The 19,338-nt window shown below is 35.2% G+C and carries 20 protein-coding genes; 8 read left to right on the plus strand and 12 right to left on the minus strand.

Annotated elements, in window-relative coordinates; translation table 11 throughout:
* Positions 1–15: 15 nt before the first annotated feature.
* The 6 genes from G9C87_RS10510 to G9C87_RS10535 all read right to left on the minus strand — a co-directional run bounded on the left by G9C87_RS10510 (position 16) and on the right by G9C87_RS10535 (position 6,697).
* Positions 16–858, minus strand: coding sequence for an energy transducer TonB (locus G9C87_RS10510; protein ID WP_172280794.1), 843 nt, complete (start codon positions 856–858; stop codon positions 16–18).
* Positions 859–881: 23 nt separating this feature from the next.
* Positions 882–1,454: an ExbD/TolR family protein gene (locus G9C87_RS10515; protein ID WP_172280796.1), complete on the minus strand. Its 573-nt coding sequence runs from the start codon at positions 1,452–1,454 to the stop codon at positions 882–884.
* A gap of 12 nt (positions 1,455–1,466) precedes the next feature.
* A complete protein-coding gene (locus G9C87_RS10520) occupies positions 1,467–2,075 on the minus strand; it encodes an ExbD/TolR family protein (RefSeq protein WP_172280798.1) in 609 nt (202 codons plus the stop codon).
* Positions 2,076–2,137: 62 nt separating this feature from the next.
* Positions 2,138–3,001, minus strand: a complete 864-nt coding sequence (locus G9C87_RS10525; RefSeq protein ID WP_172280800.1) for a MotA/TolQ/ExbB proton channel family protein — start codon at positions 2,999–3,001, stop codon at positions 2,138–2,140.
* Between the two features lie 241 nt (positions 3,002–3,242).
* On the minus strand, positions 3,243–6,056 hold the full coding sequence (gene leuS, locus G9C87_RS10530) for a leucine--tRNA ligase (RefSeq protein WP_172280802.1): 2,814 nt from the start codon (positions 6,054–6,056) through the stop codon (positions 3,243–3,245).
* 173 nt (positions 6,057–6,229) lie between these two features.
* Positions 6,230–6,697, minus strand: a complete 468-nt coding sequence (locus tag G9C87_RS10535) for a lipocalin family protein (protein WP_172280804.1) — start codon at positions 6,695–6,697, stop codon at positions 6,230–6,232.
* Positions 6,698–6,843: 146 nt separating this feature from the next.
* On the opposite strand from G9C87_RS10535, the gene G9C87_RS10540 reads away from it, so the two are divergent.
* Both G9C87_RS10540 and G9C87_RS10545 read left to right on the plus strand, forming a co-directional pair.
* A complete protein-coding gene (locus G9C87_RS10540) occupies positions 6,844–7,596 on the plus strand; it encodes a glycosyltransferase family 2 protein (protein ID WP_172280806.1) in 753 nt (250 codons plus the stop codon).
* Entirely contained in the window at positions 7,596–8,222 is a 627-nt protein-coding gene (locus G9C87_RS10545) for a deoxyuridine 5'-triphosphate nucleotidohydrolase (protein WP_172280808.1), read from the plus strand. The genes G9C87_RS10540 and G9C87_RS10545 overlap by 1 nt, the downstream gene beginning before the upstream one ends.
* Here G9C87_RS10545 and G9C87_RS10550 read toward each other — a convergent pair.
* From G9C87_RS10550 to G9C87_RS10570, 5 genes are all read right to left on the minus strand, one after another.
* The gene (locus tag G9C87_RS10550) at positions 8,214–9,449 is read right to left on the minus strand and encodes a 3-deoxy-D-manno-octulosonic acid transferase (RefSeq protein ID WP_172281057.1); all 1,236 of its coding nucleotides are present in this window, start codon (positions 9,447–9,449) and stop codon (positions 8,214–8,216) included. The genes G9C87_RS10545 and G9C87_RS10550 overlap by 9 nt on opposite strands.
* A gap of 3 nt (positions 9,450–9,452) precedes the next feature.
* Positions 9,453–9,797, minus strand: a complete 345-nt coding sequence (locus G9C87_RS10555) for a cupin domain-containing protein (RefSeq protein ID WP_172280810.1) — start codon at positions 9,795–9,797, stop codon at positions 9,453–9,455.
* Positions 9,778–10,245, minus strand: coding sequence for a DUF1648 domain-containing protein (locus G9C87_RS10560; protein WP_172280813.1), 468 nt, complete (start codon positions 10,243–10,245; stop codon positions 9,778–9,780). Before G9C87_RS10560 ends, G9C87_RS10555 begins: the two co-directional genes overlap by 20 nt.
* Before the next feature lie 10 nt (positions 10,246–10,255).
* Positions 10,256–10,972 carry a C40 family peptidase gene (locus G9C87_RS10565; protein WP_172280815.1) on the minus strand — a complete coding sequence of 239 codons (717 nt, stop codon included), beginning with the start codon at positions 10,970–10,972 and terminating at the stop codon, positions 10,256–10,258.
* Between the two features lie 69 nt (positions 10,973–11,041).
* Positions 11,042–11,689 carry an O-methyltransferase gene (locus tag G9C87_RS10570; protein ID WP_172280817.1) on the minus strand — a complete coding sequence of 216 codons (648 nt, stop codon included), beginning with the start codon at positions 11,687–11,689 and terminating at the stop codon, positions 11,042–11,044.
* Between the two features lie 180 nt (positions 11,690–11,869).
* On the opposite strand from G9C87_RS10570, the gene G9C87_RS10575 reads away from it, so the two are divergent.
* Entirely contained in the window at positions 11,870–12,016 is a 147-nt protein-coding gene (locus G9C87_RS10575) for a hypothetical protein (RefSeq protein ID WP_172280819.1), read from the plus strand.
* 58 nt (positions 12,017–12,074) lie between these two features.
* Here G9C87_RS10575 and G9C87_RS10580 read toward each other — a convergent pair whose 3' ends face one another.
* Positions 12,075–12,908, minus strand: a complete 834-nt coding sequence (locus G9C87_RS10580; protein ID WP_172280821.1) for an OmpA family protein — start codon at positions 12,906–12,908, stop codon at positions 12,075–12,077.
* Between the two features lie 86 nt (positions 12,909–12,994).
* On the opposite strand from G9C87_RS10580, the gene tilS reads away from it, so the two are divergent.
* The 5 genes from tilS to G9C87_RS10605 all read left to right on the plus strand — a co-directional run bounded on the left by tilS (position 12,995) and on the right by G9C87_RS10605 (position 19,338).
* Entirely contained in the window at positions 12,995–14,308 is a 1,314-nt protein-coding gene (gene tilS / locus G9C87_RS10585) for a tRNA lysidine(34) synthetase TilS (RefSeq protein WP_172280823.1), read from the plus strand.
* 3 nt (positions 14,309–14,311) lie between these two features.
* Positions 14,312–16,387 (plus strand): protein-disulfide reductase DsbD family protein, encoded by a 2,076-nt coding sequence (locus tag G9C87_RS10590; protein WP_172280825.1) that lies wholly within the window; start codon positions 14,312–14,314, stop codon positions 16,385–16,387.
* 135 nt (positions 16,388–16,522) lie between these two features.
* Positions 16,523–18,049: a T9SS type A sorting domain-containing protein gene (locus G9C87_RS10595; RefSeq protein ID WP_172280827.1), complete on the plus strand. Its 1,527-nt coding sequence runs from the start codon at positions 16,523–16,525 to the stop codon at positions 18,047–18,049.
* Positions 18,050–18,246: 197 nt separating this feature from the next.
* Positions 18,247–18,762: a biopolymer transporter ExbD gene (locus tag G9C87_RS10600; protein WP_172280829.1), complete on the plus strand. Its 516-nt coding sequence runs from the start codon at positions 18,247–18,249 to the stop codon at positions 18,760–18,762.
* A 66-nt stretch (positions 18,763–18,828) separates the two neighbouring features.
* Positions 18,829–19,338: a hypothetical protein gene (locus tag G9C87_RS10605; protein ID WP_172280831.1), complete on the plus strand. Its 510-nt coding sequence runs from the start codon at positions 18,829–18,831 to the stop codon at positions 19,336–19,338.

Below are 19,338 nucleotides of genomic sequence, written 5' to 3' on the forward strand. Positions count from 1 at the left end.
ATTTAAAGATAAAAATTATCCTTCAAAATTCATTGTTAATGGTAATCTGAAACGGTAACGTACAGATTGTCCATTAATCTTAGCAGGAGCCCATTTAGTCTTAATAGACTTAATAGTTCTTACTGCTTCAGCATTAAAGTCTGAGCTTTTTCCACTCGCTTTAACGTCTGTAATACTACCGTCTCTTTCAACAACGAAAGTTACTTCAGCTTTTACAGTTCCTTCATCACCATTCATTGCAGATCCGTCAAAGTTACTAGACACTTTATTTCTAAAAGCATTAATACCTCCTGGGAATTCTGCAGTTTGCTCTACCTCTGTATACACTTGAGTGTCACTTACCTGAGGCTTAACTTCAGCAGTTGAAGTTTTAGTCCCCGTTGATGGTGGAGGTGGCGGAGGTGTGTAAGCCGGAGCTTTAACCCCCTCCTGATTTTGCAAACCAGTTGTTGTTTCTAATTGCTTAGAAATCGGTGGTGGTGGAGTTTCAATTTTCGGAGCCTTAACAGGCTCTGGAACCACGTTCTGAATTACCTCGATTTTCTCTTCTTTTGGAGGTGGAGGTGGTGGAGGTGGTTCTTCTTCTTTTGGCTGCTCAATAATTTTATCTTCCTGAAGAATTTCCACCAAATCAGCTTTTACTTCTTTCTTCTCTGGTGCAGTAAGTCTTTTAATCGTAAGATAAATAAAAGGAGACAAAGCCAAAATCAGGAATAGTGCCGTTCCGATAAGAAAAGATCTTGTCAGAAGTTTTGGATACTGATGTCTCAGATCATAGGCACCATATTCTTTGTTTCTATTTTCAAATACAATCTCGTCTAAAGTAAGATTCTGACTGTATACATTTTCATCTGCCATAGATTTACAATTTTATGGTTAAATTACTTTGTAGCTGGTGCAGCCGCAGCTCCATTATTCCCAACTTTCTTGTTATAAATAGCTACCTCCCAAGGTTTCAAATCGGTAACCCCATATTGTTCACTTTTGGTAATTGCCATTTCGTCAAGAATATCAACAAAGTTTTTATATACAGCGTCATCTGTCGGCTTAATAATTACAGTAAATTTACTTTTATCAGCCGCATTTGCTTTTGCTTGCTCAATTACCTTTCTAACACCTTCTCTATCGAAAGTAGTTTCATTCAGATTCTGATCAGTTAAAGATGTATTATCTTGCTGATGCCAGAAAATTTTATTGTCTTTACCCAATAACAATGAAATTGAGTTAGAAAGTTTAATTTCAGTTGGAGGTGGTTTTTTATCTTTTTCTTTCGGTTTTGCCGGAAGACCCAAATCCATTACGTTAGGTTTACTAAACGTGGTTGTGAACATAAAGAAGGTGATCAATAGAAAACCCAAGTCCACCATCGGAGTCATGTCAACTCTGGTACTCTGCTTCTTGGAACGTACCTTGCCGCCCTTGGCGCCCTTTTCCTGTACTTGTACTTCTGCCATTTCTGCTCGATATTATTCGTTAGGTTTACCTTCTTGTGATGTAATCAACCAAAATTTAAGAAAATCAATATCTCTTAAACCTTCAAATAAGCTTTTCACTTTAGGGTATTGAGTAGTAACGTCTCCTTTAATCGCTAATTTGTATTCAGGATTTACGCTCAAACTTTGTTGTACCCAGTCTACTAACTGCTTATTTGTACTATCCATAGGAATCCCTGTAGGACTCTTAAAATTCTTCTGCTCGTCATCTGGCAAATCAAGATAGCTTTTAAGTTGGTTCATTGGAACCCCAATCGCTTGTACTTTTTGAAATGCAGCTTTTTCGTTGTTGTCAAAAGTAATACCATATTTTTGACCCATTTTATCTAAAAGCTGTAATCTCTCTGATGCATTCTCTACCGGTTGGAAATAGAATTTCCCGTCCGGAGTAGCGTTGATAGTCATTAAACTAGCATCAGGAAGTAACTTCTCTGATATTGAAGATGGCGGTTTAATCTGCTCCACGTCAGGTTTTTTAAACTGAGTGGTCAATATAAAGAATGTAAGTAGTAGGAACGCAACGTCACACATCGCGGTCATATCCGTCACTACTCCATGTCTTTTTGGTTTGACTCTCGCCATTATTTTTATTATTTTTAATTAAACTTCTTTTATTGCTAATGCAAATTCCTTGCTGGAAATTCTTAGTTGAATTCCGCGAAAGATTGTTGGATACTCATTGCGATCTCATCGATCTTATAAGTTAATCCATCAATTTTAGATGTAAAGAAGTTATAAAGGATAATAGCGATAGCTGAAGTACCAATACCTAAAGCCGTGTTGATCAATGCTTCAGAGATACCTGTAGAAAGTGCAGCAGCATCTGGAGTACCACCACCTGAACCTAATGCGAAGAATGCTTTGATCATCCCGATTACGGTTCCTAAAAGTGCTACTAACGTTGCAACTGTACCTAAAGTAGAAAGAATCATCATGTTCTTTTCCAACATTGGCATTTCAAGAGTTGTAGCCTCTTCGATAGCTTTGTTAAGAGCCACCATTTTTTGCTCTTTGTTTAAAGTCGTATCATGAGATAAAGCTTTGTAAGTCGTAAGACCTTCTTTTACTACATTACCTACAGAACCTTGTTGTCTGTCGCACTCTTCTAAAGCCTCATCAATTTTGTTTTGGTTTAATAAGCTTCTTACCTGAACAACGAAGCTATCCAAGTTTCCTTTTCCAGCTGCTTTACCAAGTACGAAATATCTTTCAAAAGAGAAAACGATTACAGTGATCATGAAAGTAATCAAGATTGGTACGATAACCCCTCCTTTGTAGATAATACCTAAAAACGACTCTGGGTGAATGTCTTTTCCTTCAACACTTGAAAAAGCTACAGATCCACTACCTAGTTTATCTGCATCTTTGAAGTTACCAGGACTCCCTAGCACGAATAAATAAATACAAACTCCTATAACGAATAAAATAGGAATAATAATAGCCGGGTTTAAACCTCCTGCCTTTCTAGCAATTACTTGCTCATCATTTTTTGAAACATTCATTTCCATATTTAACTAAATTATATTGTTTTAAAATTTTATCAAGTTGTAAATTAAAGGCAAAATTAATTAAAATACAATAGTCTCAAATAAACATTTTGCATTTTTTTGATAACGAAATATTATTACGATTTCGATAAATCAATTATTCTCTTTTTTTTTAATGATATTTCTCAGTATTTTTAAATACTTTAAAAATTTCAAAAAATTAAGCCTTCATTTTTTTTAATTTGCCAATGTTAATTTTTTTTTAAATTACAATATTCACAATTCTGTGAGGGACTACAATGATTTTTTTCGGGGTTTTTCCTTCCAAAATCTGTTGCATTTTGGGGTCATTAATCACCAAATCTTCTACTTGCGCGGGTGATAATTGAGCAGATAGGGATAATTTGAACCTCATTTTACCATTTACACTCACCGGATATTCAATTTCATCTTCTACTAAATATGATTCTATTAATTCAGGGAATTTTTCAAATTCAATAGAATCGGTATGTCCTAACAAACTCCAAAGCTCTTCACAAATATGTGGCGCATAAGGAGAAATGATAACGGCTAACGGCTCAAGAATATTGCGTTTGTTACATTTTATTTTTTGTAATTCATTTACAGCGATCATAAATGAAGATACAGAGGTATTGAAAGAGAAGTTTTCGATATCGTAAACCACCTTCTTTATTAAAGTATGCAGGACTTTATATTCTGCTTTTGTCGGTTCTTCATCAGAAACTTCAAATACATCTCCGTTAAAATAAAGGTTCCAGAATTTTTTAAGGAATCCGTACACTCCACTTAGTCCCTGGGTATTCCATGGTTTCGATTGTTCCAATGGTCCTAGGAACATTTCATATAATCTTAATCCGTCCGCTCCATATTCTGCACAGATATCATCCGGGTTTACAACATTATATTTAGACTTGGACATCTTCTCTACCTCGCGATCTGTAATATACTTTCCGTCTTCCAAAATAAATTCAGCATCAGCATAGTCGGGTCTCCATTGTTTGAATGCTTCAGTATCCAATTCATCAGATGTTCCTTTTAATAAGGATACATCCACATGAATCTTCTGTGTTTTATATTGAGTTACCAATGATTTGGAAACATACTGATTTGTTCCTTCTACCCTGTACACAAATGCACTCATTCCTAAAATCATCCCTTGATTGATCAACTTTTGGAAAGGCTCATCCTGACTGATGTATCCTCTGTCCTTTAGGAACATATTCCAAAAACGGGAATACAGCAAGTGACCTGTTGCATGTTCACTTCCTCCTATATATAGGTCTACCTGTCCCCAATAATTAGTGATATCTTTTTTAGCAAAAACTTCTTCATTATGAGGATCCATATATCTTAAGAAGTACCATGAGCTTCCTGCCCAACCAGGCATGGTGGACAACTCTAATGGAAATACATTAACCTCATCGATTAATTCTGTAGCTACAACTTTTTGATTAGTCTCATCCCACGCAAAAAACTTAGCGTTTCCTAATGGAGGATCCCCGTCTTCTGTTGGTAAATATTTTTCAACTTCGGGAAGCTCCAAAGGCAAAGAAGACATTGGTAAAGTATATGGCATTCCATCCTTATAATATATAGGAACCGGTTCACCCCAATAACGCTGTCTTGAGAAAATAGCATCACGCTGTCTGTAATTTGTAGTTCCATGACCGATATTACGCTTCTCAACTTCGGCAATCATTTTTGCTTTAGCCTCATCGTAAGATAATCCATTCAGGAAATCTGAATTAACACAAACGCTGGTCTTAGAGTCAAAAGATTTTTCCTGAACATCTTCATCGGTCTCAACAACCTTTTTAATTTCAAGATTAAACTTCTTTGCAAATCTGTGATCACGTTCATCGTGAGCAGGTACTGCCATAACAGCTCCTGTTCCATATCCCATCAATACATAATCTGAGATATAAATCGGCATCTTCTCATTGCTGAAAGGATTGATTGCATAACTTCCGGTAAATGCACCACTCACGTTTTTTACATCAGACATTCTATCCCTCTCGGTTTTCTTAGAAGTCTCTTCTATATAAGCATCAACTTCAGCCTTCTGAGCAGTCGTAGTAATGGTATCAACTAATGGGTTTTCCGGAGCAAGTACCATGAAAGTCGCTCCGAAAATAGTATCAGGTCTTGTGGTGAAAACCTCGATCTTTTCGTCGTGATTCTCAACATTGAATTGAACCTGCGCTCCCTGGGATTTTCCAATCCAGTATTCCTGCGAATCTTTTAAAGGTTGTGGCCAGTCTATTGTATTTAATCCCTGAAGTAATCTCTCAGAGTATGCGGAAATCCTCATACTCCATTGCATCATCTTTTTCTGAAATACTGGAAAACCTCCTCTTTCAGACTTCCCATCTTTTACTTCATCATTGGCTAATACTGTTCCAAGAGCAGGGCACCAGTTAACTGTCGTTTCAGCTCTGTAAGCCAGACGATAATTTAACAAGATATCTTCCTTATCAATATCTGAAGCATTCTTCCACTCTTCTGCCGTGAAATCAAGTTCGTCATTTTGGTTTGCATTTAAACCTTGTGTCCCTTTTTCTTCAAAATGCTGAATCAGCGTTTCTATAGGCTCTGCTTTATCGGTATCTTTATTGTACCACGAATGGAACAACTGGATAAATATCCATTGTGTCCACTTATAATAGGAAGCATCTGAAGTTCTCACTTCCCTGCTCCAATCAAATGAAAAACCAATTTTTCTTAATTGTTCTTCATACCTGTTAATGTTTTGTTCAGTAGTAATAGCAGGATGCTGTCCTGTTTGAATAGCATACTGTTCCGCAGGAAGTCCAAAGCTGTCATAACCAACCGGGTGAAGCACATTAAATCCCTGATGTCTTTTATACCTTGCATAAATATCAGATGCAATATATCCAAGAGGATGTCCTACGTGTAATCCTGCTCCTGATGGATAAGGAAACATATCGAGAACATAAAATTTGGGTTTATCTGTTGTATCGGAAGTTTTGTATGTCTGCTTTTCTTCCCAGTATTTCTGCCACTTTTTTTCTATCTGCTGATGATCGTAAAACACTTTATGTATAGATTTTATTTAAAATTAATCTTCAAAAATTTGAAGAGGTACAAAAATAAAGATTTTAAAAGAAATAGAACTTTAATTTTTAATTAATTAGCATACTTTGATTTAAACAAAAAAATCTCATCCGAAGATGAGATCTGTATTCTTTATTTTCAACCTTATATATATTACTGAGGAATTCTCTTTAGTGTATATGTGGTAGACTTGTATAGATTAGGATCTGTAGTATCTTCAATGGTAAGATTTAGCGTCGTATCAGTGAGTGTAGTTACTTTTCCTTTGTCCGGAACTACTGTACCCTGATACTTGATTTCAATCCTCTTATCACTTGAACTATAGGTATAAGTAAAATTTCGGTCTGAAACAGTACTACATATTGCAGGGGTTCCTATTTCATCCTTATCGGTTCTTTTTCCGGTATTTCCTTCATTGAACAACCATCTTGATTCTTTCTGGCAAGTGGTAAAAGTAATTTCATCTGAAACCCCGGATCCGTTTGCCGGAATAGTGGTAATCACTTCTTTTACAGGTTGCCAAAGTCCGTTAATTGGAAATACCTGTTGAGTATCGTCGTCCTTACATCCGGTTGCTACTAATAATGATAAACCTGCAAATAGTAATGCTAATTTCTTCATGTATCAAATTTTTCAAGGCCTAAAATTATGATTTTTTTTAAATACTCTGTCATTTTTTTTAGGTTTTGCAATTATAATTTTCATTTTCTTAAAATTCCTTCAATAAAACAGATATTTTAAAACCTTATATTTGCATAAAAACACGTATGCCCGAGGTTTCCATAATCACTCCATGCTATAATTCTTCCAGATTTCTGGAAGAGACCATTCATTCTGTAATGAGCCAAACTTTTACAGACTGGGAGTGGCTAATCACTGATGACAAGTCTTTGGATAATTCTGTGGATATAATCCGTAAGGTAAATGATCCAAGAATAAAGTTATCTGTTGCGGAAAAAAATGGAGGTGCAGGACATGCTCGAAATTTATCCCTTGAAAAAGCAACCGGAAGATTTATTACTTTTCTGGATGCCGATGACTACTGGGAGCCTGATTTTTTAGAAGAGATGATCAGCTTCATGAAGCGCGAAAATGCTGAAATTGCCTATTCCAATTATGCGAGATGCAATGAACAGCTTATTCCTCAGATTGAAGATTTCAAAGCAGACAAGGAAGTAACTTTTGACAATTTACTGAAAACATGCCGATTATCCCTCCTATCATCGATGTATGATTCCCAGAGGGTAGGCAAAGAATACTTTCCGGAAGGCAGCAAACGGGAAGATCATGTTATGTGGCTCAATTTACTAAAGAAAATTCCTGTGGGAAAACCCCTTCCAAAAACTATGGCAAAATACAGGATGCATTCAACGAGTGTTTCCAGAAAAAAACAGCATATCGTAAAAGATCAGTACCTTGTGTACAAAGATTTCATGAAGTTTTCTACGTTAAAGTCTCTATATTATACTGCCAACTGGGCGTTGAACGGGTTTATGAAATATTCTAAAATTTTTAATTAATGGAGTATTCAAAAGAATTCAAAGCAGCACTGAGTAATTTCTCTTCTATAGAAAAAGACCGTTTGATCTTCAGACTTCTTAAAAAAGATAAGCTTCTTTCCAAAAAACTATATTTTGAGTTAATTGATACTGAAACAACGGATCAGAAAAGATCCCAGATGGAAGATATCATTGAAGAAAAAGTTCTTTTTGCATCTAAATATATAACTAATCCAAAATATTTCCTGGTTCTTATTAGAAAAATAAGCGCTGAAATAACTGAACACATAAAAGTTACTACCGATAAATTCGGTGAAGTATCACTTCACCTGTTTCTCATCAACAGAATTTTAGACCAAAATTCTCAGCTCAACCATCAAAGGTTCGATGCCGTATATAAGCTTTACATTTATATAATCAATAAAGCAATAAAGGCGCTTCTTACTATACAAAAGCTTGATGAAGATTACTGGATTGAGTTCGATGAGCAATTGAGTGAAATGGAAGATAAAATTCAAAATAACCGCTACCTACAGAAACTTTGTATCAATAATAGTTTTGATATTAGATGGCTTAAATCTGACCGTATTCCTGAAAATCTGGATTTAATCATTAAAGAGATCAAAAGCCAGGGATTCTTAAAATAATGTCATCTTTTTAATAATAAGCTCCGAAGAATCGGGTTTATCATCTACAAATTTTCTGGCACTTTGAGACATATCTTCAATTACCTCTTCATTATGGGTTAAAAAAAGAATAAAATCCGCAGCCAAATATTCGGTTTCAAAAGATTTGCCTCCATCTGCTAAAATCAGTTCATCTGCTTCAGGATTTTTCCTGTAGTGGTTTCCGAAAACAACAGGAACACCAAAAGCCGCCGCTTCAAGAATATTATGAAGACCTGCATCATGAAACCCACCTCCCACTACGGCAATATCAGCATAGGAATATAATTTTGATAGCAGCCCGATGCTATCAATAATCAACAACTGAGGATTGAAAGCCGAAAATCCCGAATCAGAAATCTCACTGTACAATAAGGCATTGGGAAACATCTGCTTTAAGTTCTGGACTCTTTTTAAATCATGAGGAGCAATAATAATTTTCACATCCTGATTCATTACAGAAACCAGCTCTGCAATTTTTTCTTCAGCATGCCACGAACTTCCGAAAACAATGGTTTTTTGATCTCCTGTAAAGTCTTTGATAAATTTTACATGATGATCCCTGCTCCTAAGTTGCTTAACCCTGTCAAACCTTGTATCTCCTGTTATGGAAGATTTTACCAATCCTATACTTTTAGCGAGAGCGTATGAAAATTCAGTCTGATGAAAAAACCAATCAACATTTGACTGAAGCTGTTTAACAAACCATTTCCCGTAAGATGTAAAAAATGACTGCCTTTCATAGAACAGTGCAGAAATCACATAAATTCTGGCATTCCTTTTTTTTAGTTCAGCTAAAAGATTATACCAATAATCATATTTAACCGTAAAGAACAGTTCAGGAGTGAACTGTGCAACAAACTCGCTCACAGATTTTTTTGTATCAAAAGGAAGATAGCAAATAACATCAGCGATATGTTTTTTCCTGATAACATTTTCATATCCTGAAGGTGAAAAAAATGTAATCAGAATTTTATGTTGTGGAAAAATTTCTTTCAGCCTTTCAAGAACAGGAAGCCCCTGTTCATATTCCCCCAGACTTGCTGCATGCATCCAGATTATCTTATCCGTTTTTGAAAATGAAGATTTTACAAGCGATAAAGAATGTTTTCGTCCCTCAATTCCTTTTTTAGTTTTCTCATTGAACAACGAAAATACTTTCATTCCGAAAATGAGGATATTAATCAGTATGTTATAAATAAAAGACATCATCTATTTTTCAATTTCAACCCGGTCATTATTTGTTGAAGGACAAGAGATCACTAAAAACTCAAGTTCTTCTTCTGTATCATTAAAAATATAATGTTGTGCTTTCGGCTCAATAGAAATACTTTCACCCGCTTTTATAAAAAACTTTTCCTGATCAATTTCAAATGAAGCCTCTCCCTTAAGAATATAAAAGAATTGGCTAGCTCTATTATGAAAATGAAGTTTTTCAAAGGTTCCCGAAGGCATTTTTTCCTGCTTTACAGAAAGTTCCTGGGTATCCTTCAGTATCCAGCTATCACAATGCTCTCCCCATATATAGTGATCAGAATTATTTTTGGATTTTATCATACTTTCCTTTTTTAAACATTACAAATATGTTTGTCCCTATTACAAGGATCATCAAGCCTAAAAAAACGAAAAACATATTACCCAAAGTATTTGTTCTGTTTTCAGCTATCCGAACGGTTTCTAAAAGAGTATACCCAAACAACAATAGCAGAGGTAGCAGAATACTGTATGCAAAAAGCTCTAAAGATTTTTTATTTCGGAAGTGATCCGGAATAGTAAGCATGGGAGAGTTGGGATCTCTAGTAACCGCAAAAAGAATAAAAGATAAGAAAGTAGCAATAGAAGGTAAAATCCAAATTATCCTTTTATGATCGTACCCGTCAATTCTTCCGTTAACCATAAAATGAGTTGGAATAATTTCCGGTAATTCTGCATATTTCCATCCGGTAAAAATCCAAATTGAAATAAGCAAGAGAATATTTACAATGAGTAATAGTTTACCAGACATGCTTCGGTTATTACAAAACTTTTTTAATCACTCTTAATTTATGGGTATGACTGTTCAATTCCTTATTGAAAATTCCGGAGGAATCAAGGGTGTCAATTCTTACCTTACCAGAGGCATGAATGATCTTCTGATTTTCTAACATAATTCCAACGTGAATAATTTTCCCTTCGGCATTTTCAAAGAATGCCAGGTCTCCGGGCTGACTTTCCTCAACAAAGGTTAAAGGCTCCCCCACCTCTGCCTGCTGATAGGTATCTCTCGGAAGCTTGATGTCGTGAACTTTATACACCAATTGTGTAAAGCCTGAACAATCTACCGCAAAAAAGCTTTTTCCTCCCCATAAGTAAGGAACATTAAGAAATTCTTTTGCCGTTAAAGCAATGCTTTCCCGAATATCATGACTTCTCCTTGAAGCCACAGCCGGAAATTCAACTTCTGATCCCATAGAAAGCAATGTTTTACCATCATTCATCAATACAGAGGAGAAATCTTCCGTAATCAGAGTAACTTTTCTCTTTTCAAGTTCTTCGTCTGATACCGGTTTTATCTGTTTAGTATCCATCCATCCTTCATAGCCATCATAATGCATTTTTATTTTGGTCCAGTTTTTATTCACTTCCAAAATATCAGCACTTTCACCAAACAATATTTCTGTTACAATCTCTGCTTTGTCCGAGTTTTCTGCCCGGACAGGAGCTACAGTAACAATACAGATTCCTTTATTCATCAACTTTCTTTATATATTAAATGACTAAGGATTTGAAAATTAAAAAATTTAAATTTCAAACCTCTCTATTTACTTCCTTCGAAGGAAATTAACCCCATCACGCAAAGGTAAAATAAGATTTTCAAAATCTTCATCTTTTGCAATCAAATCATTTAATTCTTTAATGACCTGGGTAGATCTTTGTTTTGGGTTTTCTTCCAATACTTTACCGTACCATAGAACATTATCAAACAATACCACTGATCCGGATTGGGTATGGGGTTTTATTAATCTGAAATATTCTGCATAATTATCCTTATCTGCATCGATAAAAACAAGATCAAAAATCTCATTTGTTTCTTTTAAGAAGTCTTTTGCATCCTGAAGTTTAAAATAGATCTGCTCCGAAAATTCACTTTCAGAAAAATACTTCCTTGGAAGGTAAGCCAGGTCTTCATTAACATCCAATGTTGTAATTTTTCCTTCTTTGGATAAGCCCGTAGCTAAACAAAGGGTGGCATATCCCGTAAAAGTTCCTATTTCAAGAATATTTACTGGCCGCAGCATCTGGGAAATAATCGTTAAAAGCCTTCCCTGCTGATAACCGGATATCATATGCGGCTGTGTTGTTTTCTGGAAAGTTTCTTTTCTTAATCTCTTCAGAATTTCAGGTTCGGAAGAAGCGTGGGTCTCCAGATACCTATCCATTTCCGGGTTCTTTTCTTCAAAAAAACTCATGTTATCGATTTTTGTTATTCAAATTTAATTAAATAAAAGAAAAAATGGTGGTATTGTGGATAAAAGATACAATTTAACCATGGGAAAATCACCCTGCTAAAATACCGTAAAAACACGGGTGTTTTAGCAGACTGGACATTAGTACCTTTGCTAAGCAGCAAACGCAAAAACATCATAAACATGGAAACAGAAGAAAGCCTAACTAAGAAAAAGAGAAAAGCTACAGGATCATTAGAGAATGTATCTTCTGAAAAAACTAAACGCAAATTATCCGATTCATTTATTAAGCGAATTATTTCATTATTGAAACAAGAAGAATTAGTTTGATTAAAATAATAAATCCCGAATTTCTCCGGGATTTATTTATGTTTATGTATTTCAAGTATTATTTCTTAGGAGCAATATCCATCAGTTTCATGAACTCATCAAGCTTAGGCATAATGATAATTTCAGTTCTTCTGTTTTCTGCTCTTCCTGAAACACTCATGTTCGTTGCTTTAGGATTGTATTCTGAACGACCTCCAGCTGTAATTCTTGAAGGATCTACACCAAACTGAGTTTGCAGCACCTTAGCAACCGCAGTTCCTCTCAATGCAGAAAGATCCCAGTTGTCTCTTGGTAAATTAGCAGAGCTCAAAGGAGCATTATCAGTATTCCCTTCAATAAGTACGGAATATTTATCGTAATCGTTGATCACTTTAGCTACTTTTCCTAGTACTTCCTGAGCTGCCGGCAGAATGTTATAATCTCCTGTTTTGTACAACATTTTATCTGAAAGGGAAATCATTACAACTCCTTTCAATACTTTTACCTGAACATCCTCATCTGTTACATTATCCAAAGATCTTTTCAGTTTATTTGACAATGCTAAATTCAGACTGTCATTTTTAGCATTATTAGAAATCAATTGTTTGATGTATGAGTTTGAAGCATTAATCTCACCTACCAGTTTATCAATATTTGCAGAGCTTTTTCCTGTATTGGATAAGCATGCATCTAAAGATGACTTCAGAGCATCATGCTGGCTTTTTAGTAAACTATTTTCACCGGATAATGCGGAGTTTTGAGATTTCAGATCCTGAATCTCTCTTTGTCTTTCGCCAATATTTTCAATGCACTGTTTGTAGTTCGAACTTAGTGCATCATACTGTTTTTTGCTGACACAAGATGTCATTCCCAACGCCATCGCAGAAACTGCTAAAATTTTTAATATCTTCATAAATAATCTTTTTTAGACGGATCAAAGTTAGAAAATTCAATTGAATTATATGAATTATCTTTGCACAAATGAAATTCTCAACAGTTATGTTGAAAAAATTAAGTATTAAAGAACAGCTTCAAAATCTGGTTAACTCACCCGAAAAACACAATTATCTTTTAGCGGTAAGCGGAGGTGCAGATTCCATGGTTTTAGCTTTTCTATTCAGTAATCTGGGTCTTAATTTTCAGATTGCACATATCAATTACAAACTTCGGGGTACGGACTCTGATTCGGATCAGAAAGTTGTTCAGGATTTTTGTCAGGCCAATGACATCAGATTTCATTTATATGAGGTTTCGGAAGAAGATCAACAACCTGAAAACTCCATTCAGCTTTGGGCCAGGGAACTCCGATATCAATTTTTTAAAAAGGTACAAGAGGCCGAAAAACTGGAATATCTGGTAACCGCACATCACCTGAATGATCAACTAGAAACATTCATCATTAATCTGTCAAAAGCAGCAGGCATTAACGGATTGAGCGGCATTCCTGCTAATGAGAACAAAATCCTGCGCCCTCTTTTAGGTTATTCCAAAGAAGAGATTTATAGTTTTGCAAAAGAAAACAATATTGAATACAGAGAAGATGCGTCTAATAAAAAAAACGATTACCTAAGAAACAAAATCAGAAATGAAATTGTCCCGAAACTTCTTGAAACTAATGATCATTTTTTAGAAAATTTTAAAAAAAGCTCTTCTTACCTGAATCAGGCAAAAGATTTTATACAAAAACAAATAGAAGAAATAGAAAATAGTATTTCTACATTTAACCTGGAAAAGAGAATCCTATCAAAGCAAAAGCTGGCTAAAGGAAGTGATTTTATAAAGTTCGAAATTTTAAAAAAATACGGATTCAACAAAGAAGAAGAAATCAGGAAAATTTTCACCGCCTCTACAGGAAGTTCTTTTTTTTCTAATGATTATCAACTGATGGTTAATCGGGATGAACTTATCATAATCAATAAGGTTGATAAAAAAGAGGAAGAACAGATAATTTTAATTGAAAAGTTTGATTTCAATAAAGTTTCAGTTGAAATCAATCTTGCCACATTCATTACAGACAGTAGTGAGCATAGCAAGAGTTTCAAATGGTCTTTTGATGCAGAACAGCTTCAATTCCCATTAATTTTAAGGAAAAAAGAGGAAGGTGATTTATTTTATCCATTACTCTTTTCGGGAAAAAAGAAAGTTTCCAAGTTTTTTAAGGATGAAAAATTATCTATTTTAGCGAAGCAAAAAATTTGGGTATTGGCGGACGGCAATAAAAACGTCTTAGGCATTATTCCTTACAGACAAGACAGAAGATTTGTGTGTACAGAAAAAACAAAGCATACCCTAAACCTTTTTAATGAAAAGTAAAAAATGAAAAGTAAATTTAAAGCATGGCTGTTATTAGCTTTGGTATTCTTATTTTCAGGACTCAATGCACAGATCAAAAATCCTGTAAAATTCAAATTCACGATCAATGATCTGGGAAATAATCAATACGAGGCAGTTCTTAATGCAACGATGGAAAGTGGTTGGCATATTTACTCGAGAGATATTCCTGAAGATACAGGGATTCCCACAGAATATAAAGTTTCGGGAAAAAACATTGAACTGATTGGAAAATTTCAGGAAGTTGGAAAGAAGCATGAAGAATTCTCTGAAGCTTTTGGCGGAACGATTGTTTTCTATTCAAATTCGGCAGGCTTTAAACAAAAATTCAAACTTAAAGATCCTACAAAACCCGCAGATGTCATCTCGGAGATCACTTATCAAACGTGTGATGACAGGGTATGTCTGGCTCCCAATACATTAGAATTCAATCAAAAGGTCACTCCAAAAGGAGCAACTGAAGAAGCAACCACTGAAGCTGTTTCAGAAACAGTTAAAGATTCTGCAAAAACGACTGTAACCGCTGTAGAAAATCCATCTAAAGACGAAATTGTCGTATCCCAGGTTTCGCATCTGGATCCTAAAAAATTGAAAATAGAAACAATAGATTTTAAAAAGCCTTTAACGGATTGTGGTACTAAGTCTTCAAAGGTTGATGAAAACTACTGGACCTATTTATTTTTAGGATTTATCGGTGGATTAATAGCCTTATTAACCCCTTGTGTTTTTCCAATGATCCCTCTAACGGTATCATTCTTTACTAAAGGAAATAAAAATAAAGCCAAAGGAAAAAGAGATGCTCTTATCTATGGTTTTTTCATCCTGCTTATATTTGTATTGTTAAGTGTTCCGTTCCATTTAATTAATGGAATTGCAGGAAATATCTTTAATGAAATTTCAACAAGTGTTTGGCTTAATATAGCGTTCTTTATCATATTTATTTTCTTTGCCGGAAGCTTCTTCGGATACTATGATATTACACTACCAAGCGCTATTGCTAATAAATCATCTAAGGCTGAAGAGGCAGGAGGTATCATTGGAATCTTCTTTATGGCTCTTACACTGGTAATTGTTTCCTTCTCATGTACCGGACCTATTTTAGGAAGTTTATTAGGGAGTGCTGTTACCGGATCTACCAATGTACCGATGTTGCTAACTTTTGCATTGGCTGGTTTTGGTTTGGCCTGGGCAATTATTTTCGGACTTTTAGCATTATTTCCTCAAGCTTTGCAGAGCCTTCCTAAATCAGGAGGATGGATGAATACAGTAAAAGTAGTGCTAGGTTTCGTGGAACTTGCATTGGCTTTAAAATTCCTGTCAAAAGCAGATCTTGTTTCTAAAACATTTTTATTAAAAAGAGAATTATTTATTGTTATCTGGATCATCATTACAATTGGTCTTGCTTTATATTTATTTGGACTGATCAGATTCCCTCATGATGATAAAAAAACCAAAATACCTATCACCAGAAAAATATTGGGAGTATTAGGAATTGGATTTGTAATCTATCTGATCCAGGGATTGATCCCTTCTGAGCGTCCAAAACTTCAGTTACTGAGTGGTATCCTTCCTCCGCTTAACGTTAGCTATTTCCATAATGAAAAGGACGGAATTCTGGGAATGCATCCGGAACATGACTTTTTCAGCGCTGTAGAATTAGCCAAAAAAGAAAACAAACCCATTTTGATTGACTTCACCGGATATGGTTGTGAAAACTGTAGAAAAATGGAAGAGTTTGTCTGGAGCGAACCCGACATTTTACCAATCCTTCAAAACGATGTCATTCTTGCTTCTCTGTATGTTGACGACAAAGAAGAACTCCCGGAAGATCAGAAAACCAAAATTGATCTGGGAGACGGTCAAATTAAAAAAGTAAAAACAATCGGAGACAGATGGAGTTTATTCCAGCAGGTTAATTTCAATAACAATTCCCAACCCCATTACGTTTTGGTAACTCCGGGCGGAAAGGTTATCAACACTCCTGTATCAGGTTATATGCCGAAGGAGGAGTTTAAAAAATTCCTGGAATGCGGAGTAAATTACTACAAACAGAATAAATAGTTTACCAATTAAAATATTACAGCCCTGTCAATTAAATTGACAGGGCTTTTTACACTTATTAGAAAAATGTCTACACTTACTTATTGAAATAAATAAACCCAATAATTTTTATTTATTTTTAGAATAAAAGTATACATGAAAAATCTATTTTATCTTTTATTTTTCACTTTAAATTTTCTTTCTTTAAGCGCCCAGGCACCTTCCATAGTATGGCAGAAGACTTTTGGAGGTACAGGTAGAGAAGAGTTTTTTGATATCCAGGCAACCAATGACGGCGGATACATCACTATTGGGGATACTACCTCTTCAAATGGCGACGTAACTACAAACCATGGAAGCACAGACCTTTGGATTGTAAAAGTAAACAGTTCCGGTACCGTCCAATGGCAAAAAACGTATGGCGGAAGCAATATAGACAGAGGATTTAAGATTCAGCAGACCACTGACGGCGGATATATCGCCATTGGATCCACAAGTTCTACGGATGGGGATATTATGGGAAATCATGGAGGATATGATTTATGGATACTTAAACTTGATGACTCCGGCAATATTGTATGGCAAAAAACACTGGGTGGTAGTGCTGATGAAGATGGAGTTGATATCCAGCAGACAAATGAAGGAGGATATATTGCTATAGGATCTACCTACTCTACAGATGGTGATATTACAAGTAATCACGGACAAAGGGATATGTGGATCATCAAATTAGACAGTTCCGGAAATATACAATGGCAAAACACGTATGGTTTTCTTTATCAAGACGATGGAAATCAGATCAGGCAAACTCCGGATGGAAGTTATGTCGTTATCGGAAGTTACAACTTTTCTTCAACCGACACTTCGGATTTCTGGATTCTGAAATTAGACCCATCAGGAGTTGTTATCTGGGAGAAAACATATGGCGGAACATCAAGGGAAAACCCGTACGATATACAAAACACCAGTGATAACGGATATATACTTGTAGGCTACACTCAATCCAGTGATGGAGATATAACAGGAAATCACGGTCAGGGTGAAGTATGGATGCTGAAACTCAACTCGTCAGGTGACCTGCAATGGCAGAAAACATTTGGAGGAACGTCTTCTGATTATGGAGAAGCCATCCAACGGACCTTGGATGGCGGATATATCATTGCCGGAAACGCCCAATCAACCAATGGAGATGTGACGGGTAATCATGGAAGCAGTGACTTCTGGATTATTAAGACTGACTCTTCCGGAAATATCATGTGGCAAAAATCGTTGGGAGGCACCAGTAATGAAATGGGCAGAAGTATTATAGAGATTGCTGACGGGACCTATATTGTAGTTGGCGGAACCTATTCTACTGACGGGGATATCACCATTAATAAAGGGCTTAACGATGGCTGGATGGTAAAAATCCAAACTGAACAGCTAAGTACCACAGAAAATAATATTAAAAACAATATTTCCTTGTATCCTAATCCTGCAAAAGATCTTATTTATCTGGATAACCTGCCTGCCGGAACTACCATACAGATAACAGATATGTCGGGAAGAAAATTGCAAAGTCAAAAATATAATAATAAAAAAAGCTCTATTAATACCTCTCAATTAACCAATGGCATTTATATTATCCACGCTGAGCATAAGGGAAAAAATATTTTATCTGAGAAATTGATCATAGAGAAATAATACACAACCTCTTAATTAATCATAAAATATTAGTAAAATCAAAAACACTAAGGCTTCTTTATGCTAAACATTTAATAAATTTTAAAAAATTGTGAGATTTTGAAAAATTAGGTACAAACTTTGTATGGATTCCTTCAGATAAAGAACAATAATTCAATCTTTGTCAAACAACCGTTTAACATTTAAAAATTGTACTTATGGCTGAAGTTATCGCACAAGAAAAATCAGGAGGAAAACAACGGAAAAAATTAATCCGCGTGGACATGACTCCAATGGTAGACTTAGGTTTTTTATTAATAACCTTTTTCATGTTTACAACCAATTTTACAAAACCCAATGTAATGGATCTGGGATTACCTGCAAAAAGCCCAACTCCGCCAAAAAATGTAGTTGACAACAAAAACCAGGTTACATTTATTATCGGAAAGGATAATAGGATATTTTATCATCAGGAGGCAAAAGGAGATTTAAACACCAGCAATCTCAAGGAAACCGATTATAATGGTGTTAATATTTCAAAAATCATTTCGAAGGCTTACAATGACGCACCTATAAAAGATAATTTCACAATTATCATTGAACCTACAGATGATTCTAATTATAAAAATTTTGTAGATATGCTGGACAACATTGCCATCTCTAAAAAGGAACGTTATGGAATCACCGACATGAAGCCTTGGGAAAAGAAAGTTTATGAAGAATTAATAAAATAAAACATAAAGGGCATTATAATAATGCTCTTTTTTATTTACTTTTGAGAATACAATTTTTATTCTTCGATGAAAAATATACTAATGATCGTGGCAATTACAGCCCTACTTTTTTCTTGTTCAAAAAAAGAAACACAATCAACCCCAAGCCAAACAGACAGCGTCAAAATTATCGATTCTATTAATGCTGCCCGTACAAAAATAAATGACAGCATTAGAAGTAAAAACCATTTCAAAGACTTTAGCGGAGATCATCAATTCACGCATAATCTCATCAAAAAAGCAGGCTCTGTCAATTTCAAAAAAACAGAAGGTGAAAAGGATCATTATAAAGTTCTTGGAGATATAAAATCAGGGAAAGATTATGTACATATTGAAGGCTATATGAAAGTTGTTTCCGACAAGCATATGAATTTCACAGGAAGTATTTCGCAAAGCATCTCTGAAAACGAAAACGGGAAAATAGATATAAGAAAGGGTACAAAAACTTTCTTATCTAAAGACGGCGGAAAAACCTGGAGGCTTCAGGATATGGTAAACGGCTCAGGATTTGTAGACTATATCGATATTCACTTTTAA

It is taken from the genome of Chryseobacterium sp. LAM-KRS1 (assembly GCF_013184525.1).
Taxonomy (GTDB): Bacteria; Bacteroidota; Bacteroidia; order Flavobacteriales; family Weeksellaceae; genus Chryseobacterium; species Chryseobacterium proteolyticum.